The 24,065-nt window shown below is 62.5% G+C and carries 18 protein-coding genes and 3 pseudogenes; 12 read left to right on the top strand and 9 right to left on the bottom strand.

Features of this window, described 5'->3' with window-relative positions; translation table 11 throughout:
• The first annotated feature begins 73 nt into the window (after positions 1–73).
• The 6 genes from fucR to ACK3SD_RS11655 all read left to right on the top strand — a co-directional run bounded on the left by fucR (position 74) and on the right by ACK3SD_RS11655 (position 7,762).
• On the top strand, positions 74–802 hold the full coding sequence (fucR, locus tag ACK3SD_RS11680) for an L-fucose operon activator (protein ID WP_481125595.1): 729 nt from the start codon (positions 74–76) through the stop codon (positions 800–802).
• A gap of 436 nt (positions 803–1,238) precedes the next feature.
• Positions 1,239–3,089 carry a dipeptide ABC transporter ATP-binding protein gene (locus ACK3SD_RS11675; protein ID WP_481127541.1) on the top strand — a complete coding sequence of 617 codons (1,851 nt, stop codon included), beginning with the start codon at positions 1,239–1,241 and terminating at the stop codon, positions 3,087–3,089.
• Positions 3,090–3,114: 25 nt separating this feature from the next.
• Entirely contained in the window at positions 3,115–4,656 is a 1,542-nt protein-coding gene (gene gsiB / locus ACK3SD_RS11670) for a glutathione ABC transporter substrate-binding protein GsiB (protein WP_481125594.1), read from the top strand.
• A 49-nt stretch (positions 4,657–4,705) separates the two neighbouring features.
• Entirely contained in the window at positions 4,706–5,626 is a 921-nt protein-coding gene (gsiC, locus tag ACK3SD_RS11665; RefSeq protein WP_137763708.1) for a glutathione ABC transporter permease GsiC, read from the top strand.
• 7 nt (positions 5,627–5,633) lie between these two features.
• A complete protein-coding gene (gene gsiD, locus ACK3SD_RS11660) occupies positions 5,634–6,548 on the top strand; it encodes a glutathione ABC transporter permease GsiD (RefSeq protein ID WP_481125593.1) in 915 nt (304 codons plus the stop codon).
• 131 nt (positions 6,549–6,679) lie between these two features.
• Positions 6,680–7,762: an aldo/keto reductase gene (locus ACK3SD_RS11655; protein WP_481125592.1), complete on the top strand. Its 1,083-nt coding sequence runs from the start codon at positions 6,680–6,682 to the stop codon at positions 7,760–7,762.
• Positions 7,763–7,809: 47 nt separating this feature from the next.
• Here ACK3SD_RS11655 and ACK3SD_RS11650 read toward each other — a convergent pair whose 3' ends face one another.
• The 5 genes and pseudogenes from ACK3SD_RS11650 to ACK3SD_RS11630 form a co-directional block, all read right to left on the bottom strand.
• Positions 7,810–8,709, bottom strand: a complete 900-nt coding sequence (locus tag ACK3SD_RS11650) for an SDR family oxidoreductase (RefSeq protein WP_481125591.1) — start codon at positions 8,707–8,709, stop codon at positions 7,810–7,812.
• 167 nt (positions 8,710–8,876) lie between these two features.
• Positions 8,877–9,716: an S-formylglutathione hydrolase gene (fghA, locus tag ACK3SD_RS11645; protein ID WP_481125590.1), complete on the bottom strand. Its 840-nt coding sequence runs from the start codon at positions 9,714–9,716 to the stop codon at positions 8,877–8,879.
• A 14-nt stretch (positions 9,717–9,730) separates the two neighbouring features.
• Positions 9,731–10,855: an S-(hydroxymethyl)glutathione dehydrogenase/class III alcohol dehydrogenase gene (locus ACK3SD_RS11640; RefSeq protein WP_481125589.1), complete on the bottom strand. Its 1,125-nt coding sequence runs from the start codon at positions 10,853–10,855 to the stop codon at positions 9,731–9,733.
• A 60-nt stretch (positions 10,856–10,915) separates the two neighbouring features.
• Positions 10,916–11,254: pseudogene (locus ACK3SD_RS11635) on the bottom strand (LysR substrate-binding domain-containing protein); the annotation flags it as partial.
• A gap of 72 nt (positions 11,255–11,326) precedes the next feature.
• A pseudogene (locus ACK3SD_RS11630) lies at positions 11,327–11,810 on the bottom strand (LysR family transcriptional regulator); the annotation flags it as partial.
• A 250-nt stretch (positions 11,811–12,060) separates the two neighbouring features.
• Here ACK3SD_RS11630 and folE point away from each other — a divergent pair.
• The 6 genes from folE to mglC all read left to right on the top strand — a co-directional run bounded on the left by folE (position 12,061) and on the right by mglC (position 19,196).
• Positions 12,061–12,723 carry a GTP cyclohydrolase I FolE gene (folE, locus tag ACK3SD_RS11625; protein WP_137763700.1) on the top strand — a complete coding sequence of 221 codons (663 nt, stop codon included), beginning with the start codon at positions 12,061–12,063 and terminating at the stop codon, positions 12,721–12,723.
• Positions 12,724–12,786: 63 nt separating this feature from the next.
• Positions 12,787–13,944 (top strand): DUF418 domain-containing protein YeiB, encoded by a 1,158-nt coding sequence (gene yeiB / locus ACK3SD_RS11620; RefSeq protein WP_481125588.1) that lies wholly within the window; start codon positions 12,787–12,789, stop codon positions 13,942–13,944.
• A 275-nt stretch (positions 13,945–14,219) separates the two neighbouring features.
• Positions 14,220–15,218: an HTH-type transcriptional regulator GalS gene (gene galS / locus ACK3SD_RS11615; RefSeq protein ID WP_481125587.1), complete on the top strand. Its 999-nt coding sequence runs from the start codon at positions 14,220–14,222 to the stop codon at positions 15,216–15,218.
• A gap of 251 nt (positions 15,219–15,469) precedes the next feature.
• The gene (gene mglB / locus ACK3SD_RS11610) at positions 15,470–16,468 is read left to right on the top strand and encodes a galactose/glucose ABC transporter substrate-binding protein MglB (protein WP_481125586.1); all 999 of its coding nucleotides are present in this window, start codon (positions 15,470–15,472) and stop codon (positions 16,466–16,468) included.
• A 176-nt stretch (positions 16,469–16,644) separates the two neighbouring features.
• Positions 16,645–18,165 (top strand): galactose/methyl galactoside ABC transporter ATP-binding protein MglA, encoded by a 1,521-nt coding sequence (gene mglA, locus ACK3SD_RS11605; RefSeq protein ID WP_481125585.1) that lies wholly within the window; start codon positions 16,645–16,647, stop codon positions 18,163–18,165.
• Positions 18,166–18,185: 20 nt separating this feature from the next.
• Positions 18,186–19,196 carry a galactose/methyl galactoside ABC transporter permease MglC gene (mglC, locus tag ACK3SD_RS11600; RefSeq protein WP_137763695.1) on the top strand — a complete coding sequence of 337 codons (1,011 nt, stop codon included), beginning with the start codon at positions 18,186–18,188 and terminating at the stop codon, positions 19,194–19,196.
• Between the two features lie 208 nt (positions 19,197–19,404).
• Here mglC and sanA read toward each other — a convergent pair.
• From sanA to ACK3SD_RS11580, 4 genes and pseudogenes are all read right to left on the bottom strand, one after another.
• Positions 19,405–20,133, bottom strand: a pseudogene (gene sanA, locus ACK3SD_RS11595) (outer membrane permeability protein SanA); the annotation flags it as partial.
• 175 nt (positions 20,134–20,308) lie between these two features.
• Positions 20,309–22,006, bottom strand: a complete 1,698-nt coding sequence (locus ACK3SD_RS11590; RefSeq protein WP_481125584.1) for an NAD-dependent malic enzyme — start codon at positions 22,004–22,006, stop codon at positions 20,309–20,311.
• A 204-nt stretch (positions 22,007–22,210) separates the two neighbouring features.
• Positions 22,211–23,092, bottom strand: a complete 882-nt coding sequence (cdd, locus tag ACK3SD_RS11585) for a cytidine deaminase (protein ID WP_481125583.1) — start codon at positions 23,090–23,092, stop codon at positions 22,211–22,213.
• A gap of 186 nt (positions 23,093–23,278) precedes the next feature.
• Positions 23,279–24,010 (bottom strand): arginine ABC transporter substrate-binding protein, encoded by a 732-nt coding sequence (locus ACK3SD_RS11580; protein WP_137763691.1) that lies wholly within the window; start codon positions 24,008–24,010, stop codon positions 23,279–23,281.
• Positions 24,011–24,065 lie beyond the last annotated feature (55 nt).

The following is a 24,065-nucleotide window of genomic DNA, read 5'->3' as shown; positions in this document are numbered from 1 at the left end:
TCCGATCCCCAAATTGTCATGCGCCACAGAGTATGCTGCCGGAGTCATTGCCGACGTGGAGATTGACCGGAGCATGAAAAACACCCGCCATGAAGCACTGCTGAAATTGATCGCCGAACAGGATGTGATGAGCGTAAACCAGCTCTCCGAACAGCTGAGCGTCTGCCGGGAGACGATCCGCCGGGATTTGAGCGAGTTGCAGGAGCAGGGGTTGATCCTGCGCCGCCACGGCAAGGCCAAGCGCATCATCCAGCAGGATGACATTGGCATCCCCTTCACCCGCCGGGTGAAGAGCCACCTCCATGACAAGGATGACATCACCCGCCAGGCGCTGGCCTACATCGAGGCTGGCATGGTGCTGGCGCTGGATGCCAGTACCACCTGCTGGCATCTGGCGCGCAAGCTGCCAGATGTGCCGCTGACGGTGCTGACCAACAGCGCCCGCGTGGTGCGCGAACTGGAGCGCCGCCAGTATGTCAGCGTGGTCTGCACCGGCGGCGAGCTGCTGCGCAAGGAGGAGGTCTACCGCAGCCCGGCGCTGCTGTCGCTCATCAAGCACTATGAGATTGACCTGTTTATGTTCTCCTGCGAGGGGCTGGACAAGCAGGGTACGCTGTGGGACTCCAACGACCACAATGCCGAGTTCAAGGCGTTGCTGGTGAAGCGGGCGGCGCAGTCGCTGCTGCTGATGGACAAGAGCAAGCTGTGGCGGCAGGGCGTGGCGCGCATCTGCGCCTTGCAGGAGGTGGACATCATCATCAGCAACCGCGAGCTGTCGCTGCCGCACGCAAGCTGCGCCTGATCCCCGCCGCGCCGCTTCCCCGCTGGCGCGCGCTATTTCCCTGAATAACTTGCGTAAATATCCGCATAACGCAGGCTAAGTTTCTGCTTTACTTAGCTGGCGCGGCTAAATATAGTCAAAAAAAAGCAGTCCCAGCCATTCAGTGCCACACTGATTTATATGACGATCATTCCGCCTACGGATTGGTCGCGCTGGCTAAGCCACGAAAACACTGTGTCAGGACGCGCCAGAACGTGCGCGTTTTTTATGGATTGAGTGATTAACAGGGTGCAGGGCCTCATGCAGAGATCAATGATGACCGTTCATGACGGGCTGGCCGCACGGGCCATCTCCCCTCCGGCCGGGCAGGGCGGCCACCGGCCGCGCCGGTGGCGGGGGCGATGCGTTGAACGGCGGAAGTAAACCGGTAAACGCCGCCCACGCCTCGCTGGCTGCCATGCTGCCGGAGGAGCAGGTGCTGGCGGTGCGCGATCTTAGCGTCAGCTTCCGCGCCGGACGCCAGCCGGTGCAGGCGGTCAGCCAGCTCAGCTTTGATGTGCGGCGCGGCGAAACGCTGGCGATTGTCGGCGAGTCCGGCTCTGGCAAGTCCGTCACCTCGCTGGCGCTGATGCGGCTGGTGGAGCAGGGCGGCGGCGTGATTGACCAAGGGCAGCTGCTGTTCCGCCGTCGGCGCGGGCAGGTGCTCGATCTGGCGCAGGCCGCCCCCGGCACGCTGCGCAGCCTGCGCGGCGCTGACATGGCGATGATCTTCCAGGAGCCGATGACCTCCCTCAACCCGGTGTTCACCGTCGGCGAGCAGATTGCCGAATCCATCCGCCTGCATCAGGGCCGGGATCACCGGGGGGCGCGGCAGGAGGCGCTGCGGATGCTCGATCAGGTGCGCATCCCCGAGGCGCGCAACATCCTGGATCGCTACCCGCACCAGCTCTCCGGCGGGATGCGCCAGCGGGTGATGATCGCGATGGCGCTCTCCTGCAAACCGGCGCTGTTGATTGCCGACGAGCCAACTACCGCGCTGGATGTCACCATCCAGGCGCAGATCCTGCAACTGATCCGCGTGCTGCAACAGGAGTTGCACATGGGGGTGATCTTCATCACCCATGACATGGGCGTGGTGGCGGAGGTGGCCGACCGGGTGCTGGTGATGCACCGCGGCCAGAGCGTCGAGCAGAGTGACGTCAACAGTCTGTTTGCCGCGCCGCGCCACCCCTACACCCGCTCGCTGCTGGCGGCGGTGCCGAAACTCGGGGCGATGCGTGGCCGCACCTTCCCGGCGCGCTTTGACCTGCTGAATGCCGAGGGCCGCCCCGGCGACCAGTTCGCCTTGCCACAGGACACGGTGCCCGCGCGGGCGCAGCCGGTGTTGCAGGTGCAGGATCTGGTGACGCGCTTTGACATCCGCAGTGGCCTGCTCAACCGCGTCACCCGCCGGGTGCACGCGGTTGAGCGGGTGAGCTTCGACCTCTACCCCGGCGAGACGCTGGCGCTGGTCGGCGAGTCTGGCTGTGGCAAGTCCACCACCGGGCGCTCGCTGCTGCGGCTGGTCGAGAGCCAGGGTGGCAGCATCACCTTCGATGGGCGGCGCATCACTGACCTGCACGGCGCGGCGCTGCAACACCTGCGACGCGATATCCAGTTCATTTTCCAGGACCCCTACGCCTCCCTCGACCCGCGCCTGACGGTCGGTTACTCGATCATGGAGCCGCTGCTGGTGCATGGCGTGGCGCGTGGGAGGGCGGCCGAGGCGCGCGTCGCCGCGCTGCTGGAGCGCGTCGGACTGCTGCCAGAGCACGCCGCCCGCTACCCGCATGAGTTCTCCGGCGGCCAGCGCCAGCGCATCGCCATCGCGCGCGCGCTGGCACTCAACCCCAAGGTGGTGATCGCCGACGAGTCGGTTTCGGCGCTGGATGTCTCCATTCAGGCGCAGATCATCAACTTATTAATGGATTTACAGCGCGAGTTTGGCATCGCCTTCCTGTTTATCTCCCATGACATGGCGGTGGTGGAGCGCATCAGCCACCGGGTGGCGGTGATGTTCCTCGGCCAGATTGTGGAGATTGGCCCGCGCCGCGCCGTGTTCGAAAACCCGCAACACCCCTATACACGCAAATTAATGGCAGCCGTACCCGTGGCCGACCCGGCGCATCGCCGGCCGGAGCAGGCCCTTTTAGTGGATGAGATGCCAAGCCCGGTGCGGGCGGTCGGCGATGAGCCGATCGTCGCCCCGCTGGTGCAGGTCGGCGAGGGCCATTTTGTGGCGCGCCATCCGATTGCAGGTGCTTACTGACAGGGATAACCCCAGGAGAAGAGAGATGACCCAGCAGACCCCAACCCAACGCGCGCTGGTGGCCGGTGCCATCCTGGCCGCACTGGCCGCCGCCCCCGCCTGGGCGGCCAAGGATGCCACCATCGCCGTTGGCTCCAACTTCACCACGCTCGATCCCTATGACGCCAACGACTCGCTGTCGCAGGCGGTGGCCAAATCCTTCTATCAGGGGCTGTTTGGCTTCGACAAAGATATGAAGCTGATGAACGTGCTGGCCGACAGTTATCAGGTGAGCGACGACGGCCTGACCTACACCCTCAAGCTGCATCCGGGGGTGAAGTTCCAGGATGGCACCGACTTCAACGCCGAGGCGGTGAAGGTCAACCTGGATCGCGCCAGCAACCCGGACAACCGCCTCAAGCGCTATAACCTGTTCAAGATGATCGCCTCCACCGAGGCGGTGGACGCCACCACGGTGAAGATCACGCTGAAAGCGCCATTCTCGGCCTTTATCAACAACCTGGCGCACCCCTCGGCAGTGATGATCTCGCCAGCGGCGCTGAAGCAGTATGGCAAGGAGATCGGTTTCCACCCGGTCGGCACCGGCCCCTACCAGTTTGTCGCCTGGAACCAGACCGATTTCGTCAAGGTGAAGAAGTTTGACGGCTACTGGAAGCCGGGCCTGCCGAAGCTCGACAGCATCACCTGGCGTCCGGTGGTGGACAACAACACCCGCGCCGCGATGCTCCAGACCGGCGAGGCCGATTTTGCCTACCCGATCCCCTATGAGCAGGCCGCCATCCTGAAGAACAACGCCAAGCTGGATCTGGTGGCGACCCCTTCGATCCTGCAACGCTACATCAGCTTTAACGTCACCCAGAAGCCGTTTGACAACCTGAAGGTGCGTCAGGCGATCAACTACGCCATCAACAAAGAGGCGCTGATTAAGGTCGCCTTTGCGGGCTACGCCGTGCCAGCCGAGGGGCCGGTGCCGCCGAGCATTGACTACGCCGCCCGCTACCAGCCGTGGCCCTACGACCCGGCCAAGGCGCGAGAGTTGCTGAAAGAGGCGGGCTACCCGAACGGCTTCACCACCACGCTCTGGTCATCGCACAACCACAGCACCGCGCAGAAGGTGTTGCAGTTCGCCCAGCAGCAGCTGGCGCAGGTGGGCATCAAAGTGACGGTCACGGCGATGGACGCTGGCCAGCGCGCGGCGCAGGTGGAGGCGGTCGGCCAGAAAGAGGCCAAGGTACGGATGTTCTACACCGGCTGGTCAGCCTCGACCGGTGAGGCCGACTGGGCGCTGACGCCGCTGTTCGCCAGCCAGTCCGCGCCGCCGACCCAGTTCAACACCGCCTTCTACAGCAACCCGCAGGTGGACAAGGATCTGGCCGGTGCACTGGCGACCACCGACCGGGCGGCGAAAGCGAAGCTCTACAAGGATGCGCAGGACAAGATCTGGGCCGATGCGCCTTGGGCCTTCCTTGCCACCGAGCGACTGGTTTCGGCGCACAACAAACGGCTGACGGGCTTCTACATGATGCCGGATACCCTGTTCAGCTTTGATGACGCGGATATCCAATAGGGGCTGCGGCGGGCGCGCCGGGGTGCGCCCGCCGGGGACATAAGAGCCGATGCTGAACTACTTTTTAAAACGATTGCTGGGACTGGTGCCGACGCTGCTGATTGTGGCGGTGCTGGTGTTCCTGTTTGTCCACCTGCTGCCGGGTGATCCGGCGCGGCTGGCCGCTGGGCCGGACGCCGATGAGAGCGTGGTGGAACTGGTGCGCCAGGATTTGGGCCTCGACCAGCCGCTGCCGGTGCAGTTCCTGCACTTCTTTGCCAACGTGGTGCAGGGTGATTTTGGCACCTCAATGGTCTCCAAGCGGCCAGTGAGCGAGGAGATCGCCCAACGCTTCCTGCCGACGCTGTGGCTGACGCTGACCAGCATGGTCTGGGCGGTGCTGTTTGGCATGGCGATTGGCGTGGTCTCCGCCGTCTGGCGCAACCGCTGGCCGGATCGCCTCGGCATGACGCTGGCGGTCTCCGGTATCTCCTTCCCGGCCTTTGCGCTCGGGATGCTGCTGATGCAGATCTTCTCGGTGGAGCTGGGCTGGCTGCCGACGGTGGGGGCGGAGAGCTGGCAGCACTACATTTTGCCCTCGCTAACCCTCGGCGCGGCGGTGGCGGCAGTGATGGCACGCTTCACCCGCGCCTCTTTTGTCGAGGTGATGCGCGAGGATTACATGCGCACCGCGCGGGCCAAGGGGGTGCGCGAGAGTCTGGTGATCGTCAAGCACGGGCTGCGCAACGCCATGATCCCGGTGGTGACCATGATGGGCCTCCAGTTCGGCTTCCTGCTCGGCGGCTCGATTGTGGTGGAGAAGGTGTTCAACTGGCCGGGACTGGGCCGCCTGCTGGTGGATTCGGTGGAGATGCGCGACTACCCGGTGATCCAGGCCGAAGTGCTGCTCTTCTCGCTGGAGTTTATCCTGATTAATCTGGTGGTGGACGTGCTCTACGCCGCCATCAACCCCTCGATCCGCTATAAGTGAGGCCGTAATGAAATTGTGGAGACGGGAAGCCACGCTGGCCGGTATGCCGCTGGTGCGGGTGTCTGGGCTAGCGGCGGGCGGCGGGCGCACACCGTGGCGCGCCTTCTGGCAGCGCTTCTGCCGTCAGCCAGTGGCGCTGGTGGCCGGGCTGTTTGTGCTGCTGCTGGTGGTGGTGGCGCTGTTCGCCCCTTGGCTGGCGCCCTATGACGCCGAAAACTTCTTTGACTATGACCGCCTGAATGAGGGGCCGTCGCTGGTGCACTGGCTGGGCGTGGACTCGCTGGGGCGCGACATCTTCAGCCGCATCCTGATGGGCGCGCGCATCTCGCTGGTGGCTGGCGTGGTGTCGGTGGCGATTGGCGCGGCGATTGGCACGCTGCTCGGCCTGCTGGCTGGCTACTACGAAGGGTGGTGGGATCGCATCACCATGCGCATCTGCGACGTGCTGTTCGCCTTCCCCGGCATCCTGCTGGCGATTGGCGTGGTGGCCATCATGGGCAGCGGCATGGCGAACGTGGTGGTGGCGGTGGCGATCTTTAGCATCCCGGCCTTCGCCCGGCTGGTACGCGGCAATACGCTGGTGCTGAAACACCAGACCTTCATTGAGTCGGCGCGCAGCATCGGCGCGCCGGACCGCACCATCCTGCTGCGCCACATCCTGCCGGGCACCGTCTCCTCCATCGTGGTCTACTTCACCATGCGCATTGGCACCTCAATCATCACCGCCGCCAGCCTCTCCTTTCTGGGGCTGGGCGCGCAGCCGCCGACGCCGGAGTGGGGCGCGATGCTGAATGAGGCGCGGGCCGACATGGTGATCGCGCCGCACGTCGCCATCTTCCCCAGCCTCGCCATCTTCCTGACGGTGCTGGCCTTCAACCTACTGGGCGACGGCCTACGCGACGCCCTCGACCCGAAACTCTGAGCTGTCCGGCGCTAAACCGGGACACCGGGCCAGCCGGGGGGCAACTAATCCTAAAAATCCGCTCTCCGGCCCCCTTTCGCCGGAGAGTTGGCTATACCTAAAAGTCCTCCAACATCAATAAGGAGTCACTGATGAAGTATCGCCAGCTTGGCCACTCCGGCCTGTTTGTGTCTGAATTGACCTTGGGAACCCTCACTTTTTCCGGCAGCGACGGCTTTGAGAAGACCGGCCAGGTGGATGCCAACACCGCCCGCCGGATGATGGATATCGCCTTTGAGCAGGGCGTGAACACCGTGGACACCGCCGACCTCTACTCCAAAGGCGGCGCGGAGAGCGTGGTAGGCGAGGCGCTGGGCCGCGACCGCCAGCGCATCATCCTCGCCACCAAGGCGCGCAGCCCGATGAGCGATGACCCGAACGACAGCGGCGCGACCCGTTACCACCTGATCAAATCCTGTGAGAACAGCCTGCGTCGGCTGAAGACCGACCACATCGACCTCTACCAGATCCACAACTGGGATGGCGTGACGCCGGTCGAGGAGACGCTCTATGCGCTGGAGTCGCTGGTGCAGAGCGGCAAAATCCGCTACTACGGCACCTCCAACTACACCGGCTGGCAGATGATGAAGACGCTGGGCAAAGCCGAGCTGCTGGGCGTCAACCGCCCGGTCAGCCAGCAGATCAACTACACGCCGGAGTCGCGCGAGGCGGAGTTTGAGCTGTTGCCGCTGGCGCTTGACCAGAACGTCGGCACGCTGATCTGGGGGCCAATGGGCGAGGGGCTGCTGACCGGCACCGTACGCCGCGGCCAGAAGACGCCAGAGAGTTCCCGTCAGGGCAACGGCTGGCCGGAACCCTACGTGCATGACATGGAGCACGCCTACGACGTGATCGACACGCTGGCGGCGGTGGGCGATGAGCATGGGGTGTCGCCGGCGCAGGTCTGCCTCGCTTGGCTCAACACCCGCCCGGCCATCAGCAGCCTGATTGTCGGCGCGCGCACCGAGGCGCAGTTGCAGGACAGCCTGGCTTCCGCGCGTCTGACGCTGACGCCGGAGCAGATCCAGCGCATTGAGCGCGCCACCCGCCCGGCACCGCGCTACCCCTACTGGCACCGCTTCACCTCCGGTATGGATCGCATCGACCCGGCGGAGCAGCCGTTCCTCGATGAGTACCGCGAGACGGTAGAGCACCGGCAGCACCAGAACCAGTAACGCAAAAAGCCGGGCAGTGCCCGGCTTTTTCTTGCGCTCGCGAGGGATCAGGCGGTGTGGTTGCCGCCGGTCACGCCAAACACCTCGGCGGTGATGTAGCTCGACTCCTGCGAGGCAAGGAACACGTAGATTGGCCCCAGTTCAGCGGGCTGGCCAGCGCGTTGCAGCGGGGTGGCGCTACCAAACTCCGGGATGTTCTCCTGCAACTGGCCGCCAGCCACCTGCAACGGCGTCCAGATCGGGCCGGGCGCGACGATGTTGACGCGGATGCCCTTGCTGGCGACCTGCTTGGCCAGCGCGCGGCTGTAGGCGATGATCGCGCTCTTGGTCGAGGCGTAGTCGAGCAGGAATTTGCTCGGCTGGTAAGCCTGAATCGAGGAGGTGGTGATAATGGAACTCCCCTCCGGCAGCAGCGGCAGCGCCGCCTTGGTGATCCAGAACATGGCGAAGACGTTAGTCTCAAAGGTCTTGCGGAACTGCTCGGTGGTCAGATCGCTGATGTTCTCAATCGCCACCTGCTTACCGGCCACCAGCGCCAGAATATCCAGCCCGCCCAGCTGCTCATGGGCATCGGCCACCAGCTTCTGGCAGAAGATTTCATCGCTAATGTCGCCCGGCAGCAGCACGGCCTCGCGGCCCGCCGCGCGTACCAGCTCCGCCACCTCTTCAGCGTCACGCTGCTCGGCGGGCAGGTAGTTGATGGCGACATCTGCCCCTTCACGGGCGTAGGCGATGGCGGCCGCGCGGCCGATACCGGAGTCACCGCCGGTGACCAGCGCCTTGCGGCCTTCCAACCGGCCGCTGCCGCGGTAGCTCTCCTCACCGTGATCCGGAGCAGGCTGCATATTGACGGCCAAACCCGGCGCGGGCTGAGTCTGCTTTGGATAACGGTCATGCTTGTACTGGGTGAGTGGATTCTGGCGGGTATATTGGTCTGGTTTTGACATCGTTTCTTCTCCATTCACTTGAAACAACAGGAGGCACCCCAGCACTTTCGGGGCGCATGACATTCGCTTCTGACCATAAAGTGTAGTAGATCCCGACGGTTGCGCCAGCCGGCGTGCGGGAGAGCGGCCCCCACCGCGGGTAGGCGGGGGCCGGGGGAGGGGGCAAATCAGGCGAACAGGTGCTGCGCGTGGAAGCGCAGGTGATCCTCGATAAAGCTGGCGATAAAGAAGTAGCTGTGGTCATAGCCGGGCTGGGTGCGCAGCGTCAGCGGCCAGCCGTGCTGGGTCGCCAGCTCCTCCAGTTTGCTTGGCTGGAGCTGGTCTGGCAGGAACTGGTCGGCGTCGCCCTGATCGACCAGCATCGGCAGCGGCTCGGCCGGGCGGCTCGCCAGCAGGTGGCAGCTGTCATAGGCCAGCCAGCGCTGCTCATCCGCGCCCAGATAGGCGGTGAACGCCTTGCGGCCCCACGGCACCTGGCTCGGGTTGACGATGGGCGCGAAGGCCGAGGCCGAGCGGTAGCGCTGCGGGTTACGCAGCGCCAGCATCAGCGCGCCGTGACCGCCCATTGAGTGGCCACAGATGGACTGGCGGTCGCTGACGTTCACCTGCTCGCGCACCAGCGCTGGCAGCTCATCCACCAGATAGTCATACATCCGGTAGTGCGCCGACCACGGTGCCTCGGTGGCGTTCAGGTAGAAGCCCGCCCCCTGGCCGAGGTCATAGCTTTCATCATCCGCCACCCCTGCGCCGCGCGGGCTGGTGTCTGGCATCACCAGCACCAGCCCCAGTTCGGCGGCGACCCGCTGCGCGCCAGCCTTCAACGTGAAGTTCTCGTCGTTGCAGGTCAGCCCGGAGAGCCAGTAGAGCACCGGCGGCGGGGCGTCGTCGCGCGGCGGCGGCAGGTAGAGGCTGAAGGTCATGTCGCAGTTCAGGCTGCTGCTGGCGTGGCGGTAGCGCTGCTGCCAGCCGCCAAACAGCCGGTGTTCCTCAAGAAGCTCAATGCTCATCCGGTGCGCCCCGCTTACTGGTCAAAGTGAATGACGGAGCGGATCGACTTGCCCTCATGCATCAGGTCGAAGGCCTCGTTGATCGCCTCCAGCCCCATGGTGTGGGTGATGAAGTCATTGAGCTGGAACTTGCCGTCGAGGTAGTCCTGCACGATGCCCGGCAGCTGCGAACGGCCCTTCACGCCGCCAAACGCCGACCCGCGCCAGACGCGGCCGGTCACCAGCTGGAACGGACGGGTGGCGATCTCTTCGCCCGCGCCCGCAACGCCGATGATCACTGACTCGCCCCAGCCCTTGTGGCAGCACTCCAGCGCCGAACGCATCACGTTGACGTTGCCGATGCACTCAAAGGAGAAGTCCACGCCGCCGTCGGTCATCTCGACAATCACTTCCTGAATCGGCTTGCTGTGATCTTTCGGGTTCACCAGATCGGTCGCGCCCAGTTTGCGCGCCAGCTCAAACTTGCTGGTGTTGATGTCGATGCCGATGATGCGGCTGGCTCCGGCCATCTGCGCGCCGATGATGGCCGACAGGCCGATGCCGCCGAGGCCAAAGATCGCCACGGTGTCGCCCTTTTTCACCTTGGCGGTGTTCATCACCGCACCCATGCCGGTGGTGACGCCACAGCCCAGCAGGCAGACCTCCTCCAGCGGGGCCTCCTTGCTGATTTTTGCCAGGGAGATCTCTGGCACCACGGTGTACTCCGAGAAGGTGGAGGTGCCCATGTAGTGGAAGATCGGCTGGCCATCCTTGGAGAAGCGGGTGGTGCCATCCGGCATCAGCCCCTTGCCCTGCGTGGTGCGGATCGCCTGACAGAGGTTGGTTTTGCCAGAGCGGCAGAATTTGCACTCGCCGCACTCCGGGGTGTAGAGCGGGATCACGTGGTCGCCGACCGCCACGCTGGTGACGCCTTCACCCACGGCTTCCACCACGCCGCCGCCCTCATGGCCGAGGATCACCGGGAAGATACCCTCTGGATCTTTGCCGGAGAGGGTGTAGGCATCGGTGTGGCAGACGCCGGTGGCGACGATGCGTACCAGCACCTCACCCTTCTGCGGCGGCATCAGATCCACTTCCTCAATGGTCAGCGGCTGGTTGGGGCCCCATGCCACGGCGGCGCGGGTTTTGATCATCTCCATGTGTTGCTCCTTACAGGGTATTTAGGGGTGTCAGAACAGGGATGGCGCAATAAGTGTACGTCACTCACCGGCAATCGGGTGTTTCAGCGCCGGAACGACGCCATCGTTGTACTCAATAATGATCTCCTTCAGCGCCCGCACATTGGGGCTGAAGGCTTCACGCCGCCAGATCAGGTGGGTGGCGGTCTCCGCCACCTCCGGCGGCAGCGGGTGGGCGGCCACCTGTCCTTCACCGGGCAGCTGCGCCAGCACCGTGCGCGGCATCAGTGCGATGCCCGCGCCGCTGGCGACGCAGGCCAGCATCGCGTGGTAGGAGCGCAGGGTCAGCACGTTGCCGACCAGCACGCCAGCCTGTTTCAGCCAGGCCAGCAGGGTGTGGCGGTAGCTGCACCCTCGCCGAAGGCAAACACCGTCAGCGGGCCACTGCCCGCCACGGGCAGGGTGCGCCGGCCGGTGCCACCAGCAGCAGCTCCTCACGGAAGGCGACGCAGGCGTTGAGGTCGTCCGGCTCAACCGGGCCATCCACCAGTGCGGCGGCGAGGGTGCCGGCGCGCACGCGCTCAATCATCTCGCCGGAGGTGCCGGTCAGCAGCGACAGCGACACCGCCGGGAAGCGCTGGTGGTAGCGCGCCAGCAACAGCGGCAGCCGGGTGGCGGCGGTGCTCTCCATCGACCCCAGGGCGAACTGGCCAGCTGGCTCACCGGCGTGGGTGATGCTCATCGCCTCATCGCTTAGCGCCAGAATGCGTTGGGCGTAGTTCAGGAAGTTGTGGCCCATTGCCGACAGCCGCACGCGCTGTTTCTCGCGGATAAACAGGTCTGTGCCCAGCTCCTGCTCAAGCTGGCGCAAGCGGGTAGTGAGGTTAGAGGGGACGCGGTGCAGCTGTTCGGCTGCCTTTACCAGCGAACCGGTCTCCGCCACGCAGCAGAACATCCTAAGCTGGGTCAGATCCATGTTTTCTCTTTTCGTGAGGAAGTGAAAGGATGTTATTCATTTTTTGTGAGTGTAGCGATCTGGTGACGCGTTGGCAACTGGCGATAACCGGGCGGGCAGGGGAGCACCCATCCATGCCACCGATAACTTGCAGCTATTTCATCAATCACGAAGCGTAATCGCTGGATAATCGCCGTCTACTCAACTACAGTGAGGCACCAAATTTTGGCGTGATCCCAGCCAAAATTGTAATACCTGTAGGAGAAGAAGAATGGCAACGCTGAGTAAAGAAGCCGCACTGGTTCATGAAGCGCTGATGGCGCGCGGCCTGGAGACCCCCTTGCGGCCGGAACCGATGCTTGATCGGGAGACCCGTACCCGCCACATCCAGGAGCACATGACCAGCATCATGCAGTTGCTGAACCTCGACCTGAACGATGACAGCCTGGCGGAGACGCCGAACCGCATCGCCAAGATGTATGTCGATGAGATCTTCTCCGGACTGGATTACAGCAACTTCCCGAAGATCACCATCATCGAGAACAAGATGCGGGTGGATGAGATGGTGACGGTGCGTGACATCACGCTGACCAGCACCTGCGAGCACCACTTTGTCACTATCGATGGCAAGGCGACCGTGGCCTACATTCCCAAAGATGGCGTGATTGGCCTCTCCAAGATCAACCGCATCGTGCAGTTCTTCTCCCAGCGCCCGCAGGTGCAGGAGCGCCTGACGCAGCAGATCCTGGTGGCGCTGCAAACCCTGCTTGGCACCAATAATGTTGCGGTATCCATTGATGCGGTACATTATTGCGTGAAAGCACGCGGTATCCGTGATGCGACCAGCGCCACCACCACCACTTCGCTGGGCGGTCTGTTCAAGTCCAGCCAGAACACCCGCCAGGAGTTCCTGCGCGCTGTCCGCCACGTCTGAGTCCGCACCCCGTTACCGGCGACGCCCCAAGGCGTCGCCTGACCCTACAGGATGTTGTGACCTATGCGCCAACCACGCATCGCCCCCCTTGACTGCGCCCGCGGGATCGCCATCCTTGGCATTCTTCTGCTCAACATCAACTCCTTCGGCCTGCCACGCGCGGCCTACCTGAACCCGGCCTATCTGGGACAGCCCTCCACCGGCGACGCCTTGACCTGGGTCATCATGGATGTGCTGGCACAGGCCAAATTCCTCACCATGTTCGCGCTGCTGTTTGGCGCCGGGCTGCAATTGCTGTTGCCGCGTGGCTCCGGCTGGATCCAGGCGCGCCTCTCCTGGCTGGTACTGCTTGGGCTGGTGCACGCCATCTTCTTCTGGGAGGGGGACATTCTGCTCTCCTATGGGCTGATTGGGCTGGTATGCTGGCGCATGATCCGCGAGGCACCCTCCAGCCGCACGCTAGTAACCACCGGGGGGCTGCTGTTTGTGCTGGGGGTGGCGGTGCTGGCGATGTTCGCCTTTATCACCAGCCCAGAGCCGGGCAGCTTCTGGCTGCCGGGGGTGGCCGACCGCCAGTATGAGGCGCTGTGGAAGATGCAGGGCGGCCCCGAGGCGTGGCGCAACCGGCTGGATATGCTCTCCTCCATGCTGATCTCGATTGCCGCGCAGTATGGCTGGGAGCTGATGGGCACGATGATGGTGGGCGCGGGCCTGATGCGCAGCGGCTGGCTGCGTGGCAAGTTCAGCCTGCGCCACTACCGCAATACGGCGCTCTGTCTGATAACGCTTTCATGGCTGATCCAGATCCCGACGGCGCTGGTGCAGTGGCATTTGGGCTGGGAGTACCGCTGGAGCGGCTACCTGTTGCAGGCACCGCGCGAGATTGGCGCCATGCTGCAGTCGATTGGCTATCTGGCGCTGGTTTATGGCTTCTGGCCGACGCTGGCGCGCTGGCGGGTGTGCGACTGGCTGTCGCAGGTGGGGCGCATGGCGCTCACCAACTATCTGGTACAGACCCTGATCTGCACCACGATCTTCTACCGCTTTGGCTGGGTGCAGCACTTTGGCCGCCTGCAACTGCTGGCTTTTGTGCCGGCGGTGTGGCTGGTGAACCTGCTGCTGTCCGTGGCCTGGCTGCGCTTCTTCCCGCAGGGGCCAGTGGAGTGGGTCTGGCGCCGCCTGACAGCGCTCACCGCCGGCCGCTCCGATTCCGTCTCCTGATCCCCCGGTGCCCGGCCTCTGCCGGGCACCAGCATATTCCTCCCTCAGTGCTGTGCTTTGCCGCATAATTTCCCCTAAAAGTTAAAGAAATGTATGAAAACGTTTTCTTTCCTGTGACGTGATTCACGAAGGGGATCGGGCAAAGTCGCTAGGATAGCGACGTGCAGTCAGTGCCCCTTTACCAGCCGAATAACAGGAATCTCCATGATCGTTTCCCTTTTCATTGCCTTTTGCCCCCGCCTTTCGCCCCTGCCACCGGCAGGCGGGAGGCTGCAATGATCACCATCCGTGATGTGGCGCGCCGCGCTGGCGTCTCGGTGGCGACGGTCTCCCGCGTGCTGAACAACTCGGCCATCGCCAGCAAAGAGACGCGCGAGCTGGTGCTGAAGGCGGCGACCGAGCTGGGCTACCGGCCGAATGCCAATGCGCAGGCGCTGGCGACCCAGTCCAGCGACACCATTGGCGTGGTGGTGATGGATGTCTCCGATCCCTTTTTCGGCGCGCTGGTCAAGGCAGTGGATACCGTTGCCCAGCTGCACCACAAGTATGTGCTGATCGGCAATAGCTACCATCAGGCGGAGAAGGAGCGCCACGCGATTGAGGTGCTGATTCGCCAGCGCTGCAACGCCCTGATTGTCCATGCCAAAGCGCTGGATGACCGCGAGCTGATCGCCTTTCTGGAGCAGGTGCCGGGCATGGTGCTGGTCAACCGCATCATTGCTGGCTATGAGCACCGCTGCGTCGGGCTGGACAACGTCAGCGGCGCGCTGATGGCGACCCGGCTGCTGCTCAGCCACAACCACCGGCGCATCGGCTATATCGGCTCCAACCACCCGATTGAGGATGACGTGCAGCGCCGTGAAGGCTACCGGCGCGCGATGGCAGAGGTGGGGCTGGCGACGCCCGAGGCGTGGTACGCCGCTGGCTCGCCGGATTTGCAGGGCGGCGAGGCGGCGATGGTAGAGCTGCTGGGGCGCAACCAGCAACTGACGGCGATTTTTGCCTACAACGACGCGATGGCCGCCGGGGCGCTGGCGGTGCTAAAAGAAAACGGTATCAGTGTGCCGCAGGGCTGCTCGCTGGTGGGGTTTGATGACATCCCGATCGCCCGCTACACCAGCCCGAAGCTGACCACGGTGCGTTATCCCATCATGTCGATGGCCACCCTGGCGACCGAACTGGCGCTGAAAGGGGCGGCCAACGAGCTGGAGAGCGATGTAACCCACTGTTTTATGCCGACGCTGGTGCGCCGCCATTCGGTGGCGCTGCGCTGAAATGTGGAAACAGTCACGAAGTGTCATGATTGCCTTGTGTAACCGCTTTCAAATTGTGAACACATTCACAGTTAATTAACAATACAGCGATTATGATGCAAACGTTTTCTGTCAGGATGTGTCAACACGTTTACAAATAGTCACATCCTGGCAATTTCCCGCCGCGCCGCCACCGGCGACACCACACACAGCGTGCGCGGGGGACAGAGCGGCAACCCCTGGTTCTACCCTACATAAACCGGAGACGACAAATGAATAAGAAGGTCTTTACCCTGGCTGCAGTGGCCGCCAGCATGCTGTTCGGCGCAGCGGCACACGCGGACACCCGCATCGGCGTCACCATCTACAAATACGATGACAACTTCATGTCGGTGGTGCGCAAGGCGATTGAGAAGGAAGCCAAATCCTCTTCGGATATCGAACTGCTGATGAATGACTCGCAGAACGACCAGTCCAAACAGAATGACCAGATCGACGTGTTGCTGGCGAAGGGCGTCAAGGCGCTGGCCATCAACCTGGTAGACCCGGCGGCCGCGCCAGTGGTGATTGACAAGGCACGCGGCAATGACGTGCCAGTGGTGTTCTACAACAAAGAGCCGAGCCGCAAGGCGCTCGACAGCTATGACAAAGCCTACTACGTCGGCACCGACTCCAAAGAGTCCGGCATCATCCAGGGCGAGCTGATCGCCAAGCACTGGAAAGCCAACCCCACCTGGGATCTGAACAAAGATGGCACCGTGCAGTTCGTGCTGCTGAAGGGCGAGCCGGGCCACCCGGATGCCGAGGCGCGTACCAAGTACGTCATCGATACCCTGAATGGCAAAGAGGGCCTGAAGACCCAGCAGCTGCAACTTGATACCGCGATGTGGGACACCGCACAGGCCAAGGACAAGATGGACGCCTGGCTCTCCGGCCCGAACGCCGACAAGATTGAGGTAGTGATCGCCAACAACGATGCAATGGCCATGGGCGCGGTGGAAGCGCTGAAAGCCCACAACAAGACAAAGATCCCGGTCTTCGGCGTGGATGCGCTGCCGGAGGCCCTGGCGCTGGTGAAATCGGGCGCAATGGCGGGAACCGTGTTGAATGACGCCAACAACCAGGCGAAAGCCACCTTCCAGCTTGCGAAGAATCTGTCCGAGGGTAAAGCCGCGGCAGAGGGCACCAACTGGAAAATTGAAAATAAAATCGTACGTGTCCCTTACGTCGGTGTAGACCAGGATAACCTGGCGCAATTTATCGGTAAGTAATCCCCGTTTAGTCTAACGGTGCAGTAAGCAATACCCCGCCGCGGGTCAGGATGGCCGGCGGCGTCCGCCACCTCAGGTTGTCGCTGGGCAGGCAGGTGGTCACCGGTTCGTCCGGCCCGCCGCATGCGCCCAGGATACCCCGAACAGCAGACTCCATCTTTTAGCCAGGTGTAACTATGGCCGATATCAGTACGGGACAGCCGCGTGAGTGGCTGTTGGAGATGACCAATATCTCGAAGTCATTTCCGGGCGTAAAGGCACTGGATAACGTTAATTTAAAAGTCCGCCCCCACTCCATTCACGCCCTGATGGGGGAGAATGGCGCAGGCAAGTCGACGTTATTGAAATGCCTGTTTGGTATTTACAGCAAAGATTCCGGCAGCATCCTTTTCCAGGGGAGAGAGGTTGATTTCAAAAGCTCCAAAGAGGCGCTGGAGCAGGGCGTGTCGATGGTGCATCAGGAGCTGAACCTGGTGCTGCAACGCACGGTGATGGACAACATGTGGCTAGGCCGCTACCCAACCAAGGGCATCTTCGTCGATCAGGACAAGATGTACAGCGACACCAAGGCAATCTTCGACGAACTGGACATCGACATCGACCCCCGGGAGAAGGTGGCGAAACTGTCGGTGTCGCAGATGCAGATGATCGAGATCGCCAAGGCGTTCTCCTATGACGCCAAAATCGTCATCATGGATGAGCCAACCTCCTCGCTGACTGAAAAAGAGGTCAACCACCTCTTTACCATCATCCGCAAGCTGAAAGAGCGTGGCTGCGGCATCGTCTACATCTCGCACAAGATGGAGGAGATCTTCCAGCTGTGTGACGAGATCACCATCCTGCGCGACGGCCAGTGGATTGAGACCCGGCCGCTGAAGGGGATGACGATGGACCATATCATCGCCAAGATGGTCGGGCGCTCCCTCAGCCAGCGCTTCCCTGACCGGCAGAACACGCCGGGCGAAGTCATTTTGGAGGTGAAAAACCTCACCTCGCTGCGCCAGCCCTCGATCCGGGACGTCTCCTTTGACCTGCATAAAGGGGAGATCCTTGGCATCGCCGGGCTGGTGGGCGCCAAGCGCACCGACATCGTTGAGACGCTGTTTGGCATCCGTGAGAAGGTGAGCGGCACCATCAAGCTGCATGGCAAGGCAATCAACAACCACAGCGCCAACGAGGCGATCAACCACGGTTTCGCGCTGGTCACCGAGGAGCGCCGCTCCACCGGCATCTACGCCTACCTGGACATCGGCTTCAACTCGCTCATCTCCAACATCCGCAACTACAAGAACAAACTGGGGCTGCTGGATAACCGGCGGATGAAGAGTGATACCCAGTGGGTGATTGACTCAATGCGGGTGAAAACGCCGGGCCACCACACCCACATTGGTTCGCTCTCGGGCGGTAACCAGCAGAAGGTGATCATTGGCCGCTGGCTGCTGACCCAGCCGGAGATTTTGATGCTGGATGAGCCAACGCGCGGCATTGACGTCGGCGCCAAGTTTGAGATCTACCAACTGATTACCGAACTGGCGAAGAAGGAGAAGGGGATCATCATCATCTCCTCGGAAATGCCGGAGCTGCTCGGGATTACCGACCGCATCCTGGTGATGAGTAACGGGCAGGTCGCCGGTATCGTGAATACCAAAGAGACCTCGCAGAATGAAATATTACGTCTTGCCTCCTTGCACCTCTAATCTTGTTGAAGGTTCTTATTATGACTGCATTAAATAAGAAAAGTATGCTCACTTATCTCAAAGAGGGCGGGATTTACGTTGTACTGCTGGTGCTGCTGGCGATCATTATTTTCCAGGACCCCACCTTCCTGAGCCTGATGAACCTGAGTAACATCCTCACCCAATCCTCGGTGCGCATCATCATCGCGCTGGGCGTGGCGGGGCTGATTGTGACGCAGGGCACTGACCTGTCAGCGGGCCGCCAGGTCGGGCTGGCGGCGGTAGTGGCGGCCACCATGTTGCAGGCGATGGATAACGTCAACAAGGTGTTCCCAGACATCCAGACCGTGCCGATCCCGCTGGTGATCCTGACGGTGTGCGTGATTGGCGCGCTGATTGGCCTGCTGAACGGCATCATCATCGCCTACCTGAACGTGACGCCGTTTATCACCACCCTCGGCACCATGATCATCGTTTACGGCATCAACTCGCTCTACTACGACTTTGTCGGCGCGTCCCCGATTGCTGGCTTTGACAGTGGCTTCTCCTCCTTTGCGCAGGGCTTTATCCGCCTCGGCGGCTTCAAGCTCTCCTACATCACCTTCTATGCGATCATCGCCATCGTGTTTGTCTGGGTGCTGTGGAACAAGACCCGCTTTGGCAAGAACATCTTCGCCATCGGCGGCAACCCTGAGGCGGCCAAGGTCTCCGGCGTCAACGTGCCGCTGAACCTGATCATGATCTATGCCCTCTCCGGTGTCTTCTACGCCTTTGGCGGGCTGCTGGAGGCGGGCCGTATCGGCAGCGCCACCAACAACCTCGGCTTTATGTATGAGCTGGACGCCATCGCCGCCTGCGTGGTCGGCGGCGTCTCCTTCGCCGGCGGCGTGGGCACCGTGGCCGGGGTGGTGACCGGGGTGATCATCTTCACCGTCATCAACTACGGCCTGACCTACATCGGTGTGAACCCTTACTGGCAGTACATCATCAAGGGCGGCATCATCATCTTCGCGGTGGCGCTGGACTCGCTGAAGTACGCTAAGAAGAAGTAAGCCAAAGCCAAAAAAAAGGCGCCGTCAGGGCGCCTTTTTTATGGTTGCGGCTCGGTGGCCGGCGGGGAAGCAGGTGGCCGGGGTGGGGCGGCGGCGCTTCTGGCGCAGCGGGTTGGCCCGTGGCTTCCTGCTGCTGGCGCAACAGTTCCGCCTGCTCCTCTTCATGCTGCTGGCGCGCGCGGGTCAGCGCCTCCTGTTTCTCCTGCTCCTGTTGGCGCTCGCGCGCCAGACGCTGTTGCAGCTCCAGCAATTGCTCCGGCGTGACGGCCGGGTAGCCCTGCGCGTCCGCTGGCACCGGGTGCACCGCCGGGATCGGGATCAGCGGCCCAAGGAAGCGCGGCTCGCGCTTGAGCAGATAGAGGTCAGTCAGCGCGCCGAGGCGCGCGGCAATCTCGCGCACCCGCACCGTCAACATATCCTTGGGCGAGGGCACGGCGTAGCACTGCGCCTGAATGCCCATGTGCAGGGCGATGAACAGCGCCCGCTCGCAGTGGAAGCGCTGGGTGATGACGATAAAGTCATTGGTGTCGAACACCTTGCGGGTGCGCACGATGGAGTCGAGGGTACGGAAGCCAGCGTAGTCGAGCACGATGTCGCTGGCCGGGATGCCGGCGGCGATCAGGTCGCGGCGCATGGTCATCGGCTCATTGTAGCTCTGGAGCGCGTTGTCGCCGCTCAGCAGCAGGTACTTCACCTTGCCGCTGTTGTAGGCGTTGATCGCCCCCTGGATGCGGTAAAGGTAGTACTGGTTAATCACACCGGTGCGGTAGTACTTGGCAGTACCGAGCACCACGCCCACCTGGCGGTGCGGCAGGGTGCGCACATCCTCATAGATGTAGGCGGTGGTTTTCCAGCTCATCCAGCGATCGAGCGCAATAGCCGCCGCGCCGATCGCGAACACGATAAGCAGTAAGCTGGCTATCAGGCGTTTCCACATGGTTCAGGCCCTACGGGATGAGATTTGCTTGGGGTTCCAAGGCTACTTTACCTGTTTGCGCGACGCAAGGTATGCCGGGTTTGTGCGGCGGTTTCGCTGTATTTTTCATCAACTTGTGGGAAAAGCCAATAAAAAGGCAAGGGCGGGCGCCCTTGCCAGATGCGCGAAGCCCCGCTTAGAACGAGGTGCGCTTGTAGTTGCGGTACTTCGGTTGCCAGAAGTTGTGCTCAATCGCCGTGGAGAGCGCATCCTCAGAGGTCACTGGCGCCACACCATGCAACTGTGCGGCCTTGCCGACTTCCATCGCGATAACGCGCGACACGCCCTGAATGTCATTGACGTCCGGCAGCAGCGAGCCGTGGCCTTCGGTCGCCAGCGGCGAACAGTCGGCCAGCGCGCGGCTGGCGGCCATCAGCATGTTGTCGGTGACGCGGGTGGCACCTGACGCCAGCACGCCAAGGCCGATGCCGGGGAAGATGTAGGAGTTGTTGCACTGGGCAATCGGGAACACCTGATCCTTGTAGTGCACCGGGGCGAACGGGCTGCCGGTGGCAACCAGCGCCGCGCCGTCGGTCCAGCTGATGATGTCCTCCGGGCGGGCCTCAACGCGTGAGGTCGGGTTGGAGAGCGGCATCACGATTGGGCGCGGGCAGTGGCGGTGCATCTCACGGATAATCTCCTCCGTGAACAGCCCCGGCTGGCCAGAGACGCCAATCAGGATGGTCGGCTTGGCGTTGCGCACCACGTCCATTAGCGAGATGGCGTCGTTGCTGACGTCCCAGTCAACCAGATTGTCGCTCTTCTGGATCAGCTTGGCTTGGAACTCCAGCAGGTTCGGCAGTTTGTCCGTCAGCAGGCCATAGCGGTCTACCATGAACACTCTGGCGCGCGCCTCCTCTTCGCTCAGCCCTTCGGACTTCATCTGGGCGATGATCTGCTCGGCGATGCCGCAGCCAGCGGAACCGGCACCCAGGAAGGCCACGGTCTGGTCGCGCAGGCGGCAGCCAGCGGCGCGGCTGGCGGCGATCAGGCTGCCAAGGGTCACGGCGGCGGTGCCCTGAATGTCATCGTTGAAGCAGCAGATCTCATCACGGTAGCGGTTGAGCAGCGGGGTGGCGTTGGCCTGTGCGAAGTCCTCAAACTGCAACAGCACTTTCGGCCAGCGGCGCTTGATCGCCTGAATGAACAGCTCCACGAACTCGGCGTACTCTTCGCCGGTGATGCGCGGGTGACGCCAGCCCATGTAGAGCGGGTCGTTCAGGCGTTGCGGGTTATTGGTGCCGACGTCCAGCACCACCGGCAGGGTGTAGGCTGGGCTGATGCCGCCACAGGCGGTGTAGAGCGACAGCTTGCCAATCGGGATGCCCATGCCGCCGATGCCCTGATCGCCAAGGCCGAGGATGCGCTCGCCGTCCGTCACCACGATCACCTTCACATTCTGTTTGGTGGCGTTTTGCAGGATGTCGTCGATGCGGTCGCGGTTGGCGTAGGAGATGAAGATGCCACGCGCGCGGCGGTAGATATCGGAGAAGTGCTCACAGGCCAGGCCCACGGTCGGCGTGTAGATGATCGGCATCATCTCGCTCAGGTGGTTATCCAGCAGGCGGTAGAACAGCGTCTCGTTGGTGTCCTGAATGTTGCGCAGGTAGATGTGCTTGTCGATGTCGGTTTTGAAATCCTGGAACTGGCGCCAGGCGCGCTCCGCCTGCTCCTCAATGGTCTCCACCGCCTCGGGCAGCAGGCCGTGCAGGTTGAAGTGGGTGCGCTCATCGTCAGTAAAGGCGCTGCCTTTGTTCAGCAGCGGCGCTTCCAGCAGGATCGGGCCAGCATAGGGGATATAAAGGGGGCGTTTGCTCTCGTTTTCAAGTTCCATTGATCTACTCTTGGCGGTCTTAAAGAAAAGGTTGCGCGCTGATCCTAAAAGATAACGCCAATATGTACAGCAATTGTTATCAATGTATGACAAAAATCGTGCAGTCAGTAACCTAACTTAACGATTTACAAGCCTTTTGGCGGAGAGCGGGAGTGGTCAAACCATTGGGCCGGGCAGGGTGCCCGGCCAGGGGGAGGGGCAATTTTAGACCGCGATCACGGTCAGGTCATCACAGCCGAGGGCCGCCAGCGTGGCGCGGGTGGCATCAACCTGTGACAGCAGCGCCGACTCACGCTCAATCAGCACCGCACGGCGCAGGGTGGCGTGGTCACTGCCCGCCAGGTTCATCAGGTTCAGCGCGGCCTGCAGCGGCGGCAGGCTGGGGTTGAACGCGGCATTTTCGGCGTAGCGGCCGGGGAAGATTTTGCCCTCCGCATCCTCCAGCGCGATGCCGCAGTGGGCGTGGCTGTAGGGGGCGTGGCTCTGGTTCATCGCCGCCAGGGCATACTTGGTCAGCGCATCGCCCTCCGCCTGATAGCCGTGATCCACTTGGTCCATCAGCAGGGTGGTGATGGCCAGATCGCGCGGGCCAAAGGCATCCGGCAGGTAGTGGCCAAGGGAGGCCACTTCACGGCCCGGCAGGTGGACGGCCAGTTGCACGCCGCTGTTCAGCTCATTCATAAACTGGCGGCAGTGGCCGCACGGCGTGTAGTTGACGGTGATCGCCTCTAGCTGGCGCTCGTTGCGCAGCCAGGCGTGGGTGACCGCCGATTGCTCCGCGTGCACGGTCTGTTGCAGCGGCGCACCGGTGAACTCCATGTTAGCGCCGAAGTACCAGTTGCCACTGATGCCACGGGCGATGGCCCCTACCTGGAAGTGGGAGACCGGTGCCAGAGAGCAGGCTGCCGCCAATGGCAGCAGGGCGAACGCCAGCGCGTCGGCGGAGAGGCCGCTCTCCTGTTGCAGTCGGGTAACCTCTGCTGCCGTGAAAAAGGCGGGGAAATCATTATGGCGCAGCAGCGGCTCCAGCGCCGTGGCCAGTTCCATTGAGAGCGCGGAAAACGCGGTATGAAATCGTGCGTGCATCGGTCCTTCCATCTTATGGCAACATTCGGGCAGCCAGTGTAGGGGGACGCAATGGATTGCAGTGTGATTAGTATCACATTTCTGGTGAAATTCATGCAAATGACATGGGAAAGTGAGCGAAGTCACGCAATCTGGCGCGGAGCGATCAGGCGGGAAAATGTCCCCCGCCGGAGCGGGGGAGCGGGATCACTGTGGGAACCACTTGTCGTTGATCGCCTTGTAGGTGCCGTTGGCCTTGATCGCCTCCAGTGCGCCATTCAGTTTCGCCAGCAGCGCCTGATTGTCCGGGCGCACCGCGATGCCGAGGCCGGTGCCGAAGTATTGCGCATCGGTCACGTGCTCGCCCACCGGGGCCAGATTCGGGTTGCTCTTCAGCCACTCATTGACCACGGCGGTGTCACCGAATACCCCATCCAGACGGCCATTTTTCAGGTCAAGGATGGCGTTCTGGTAGCTGTCATAGGCAACGGTGGTGATCTCCGGGTGCTTCTCTTGCAGGTACTTCTGGTGGGTGGTGCCGTTCTCCATGCCAACGCGCTTGCCCTTCAGGTCAGCCAGCGTCTGGAACTTGCCCTTCTGGGCGATGACGATGGCCGAGTTGGCGTAGTAGGGCTGGGTGAAGGCCACCTGCTTCTGGCGCTCTGGGGTGATGTCCATGCCGGAGATCACTGCGTCAAAACGCTTGAATTTCAGCGCCGGGATCAGGCTGTCAAAGGCCTGATTGGTGAAGGTGCAGTTGGCCTGAAGCTGTTTGCAGAGTGCGTTCGCCAAATCAATGTCAAAGCCAACCATCTGGTTGCTGGCATCCAGCGACTCAAACGGCGGGTAGGTGGCGGAAGCCGCGAAGCGGATGGTGTCAGCCGCGCTGGCGGTAAACGCGATGCCAGAGAGCAGGGCGGCGAGCAGCAATTTTTTCATGGTGATACTCCAGATTATTGTTGTGGTCCCCTGCGCCAGCCGGGATGGCCTGCGG

Source organism: Chimaeribacter sp. YP20170169 (assembly GCF_056739715.1).
This window is presented reverse-complemented; position numbering and strand designations above follow the sequence as displayed.

Coding starts and splice junctions, on each gene's coding strand:
- fucR (WP_481125595.1), top strand. CDS start 74: ATGAAAAACACCCGCCATGAAGCACTGCTGAAATTGATCGCCGAACAG.
- ACK3SD_RS11675 (WP_481127541.1), top strand. CDS start 1,239: ATGCTGCCGGAGGAGCAGGTGCTGGCGGTGCGCGATCTTAGCGTCAGC.
- gsiB (WP_481125594.1), top strand. CDS start 3,115: ATGACCCAGCAGACCCCAACCCAACGCGCGCTGGTGGCCGGTGCCATC.
- gsiC (WP_137763708.1), top strand. CDS start 4,706: ATGCTGAACTACTTTTTAAAACGATTGCTGGGACTGGTGCCGACGCTG.
- gsiD (WP_481125593.1), top strand. CDS start 5,634: ATGAAATTGTGGAGACGGGAAGCCACGCTGGCCGGTATGCCGCTGGTG.
- ACK3SD_RS11655 (WP_481125592.1), top strand. CDS start 6,680: ATGAAGTATCGCCAGCTTGGCCACTCCGGCCTGTTTGTGTCTGAATTG.
- ACK3SD_RS11650 (WP_481125591.1), bottom strand. CDS start 8,709: ATGTCAAAACCAGACCAATATACCCGCCAGAATCCACTCACCCAGTAC.
- fghA (WP_481125590.1), bottom strand. CDS start 9,716: ATGAGCATTGAGCTTCTTGAGGAACACCGGCTGTTTGGCGGCTGGCAG.
- ACK3SD_RS11640 (WP_481125589.1), bottom strand. CDS start 10,855: ATGGAGATGATCAAAACCCGCGCCGCCGTGGCATGGGGCCCCAACCAG.
- folE (WP_137763700.1), top strand. CDS start 12,061: ATGGCAACGCTGAGTAAAGAAGCCGCACTGGTTCATGAAGCGCTGATG.
- yeiB (WP_481125588.1), top strand. CDS start 12,787: ATGCGCCAACCACGCATCGCCCCCCTTGACTGCGCCCGCGGGATCGCC.
- galS (WP_481125587.1), top strand. CDS start 14,220: ATGATCACCATCCGTGATGTGGCGCGCCGCGCTGGCGTCTCGGTGGCG.
- mglB (WP_481125586.1), top strand. CDS start 15,470: ATGAATAAGAAGGTCTTTACCCTGGCTGCAGTGGCCGCCAGCATGCTG.
- mglA (WP_481125585.1), top strand. CDS start 16,645: ATGGCCGATATCAGTACGGGACAGCCGCGTGAGTGGCTGTTGGAGATG.
- mglC (WP_137763695.1), top strand. CDS start 18,186: ATGACTGCATTAAATAAGAAAAGTATGCTCACTTATCTCAAAGAGGGC.
- ACK3SD_RS11590 (WP_481125584.1), bottom strand. CDS start 22,006: ATGGAACTTGAAAACGAGAGCAAACGCCCCCTTTATATCCCCTATGCT.
- cdd (WP_481125583.1), bottom strand. CDS start 23,092: ATGCACGCACGATTTCATACCGCGTTTTCCGCGCTCTCAATGGAACTG.
- ACK3SD_RS11580 (WP_137763691.1), bottom strand. CDS start 24,010: ATGAAAAAATTGCTGCTCGCCGCCCTGCTCTCTGGCATCGCGTTTACC.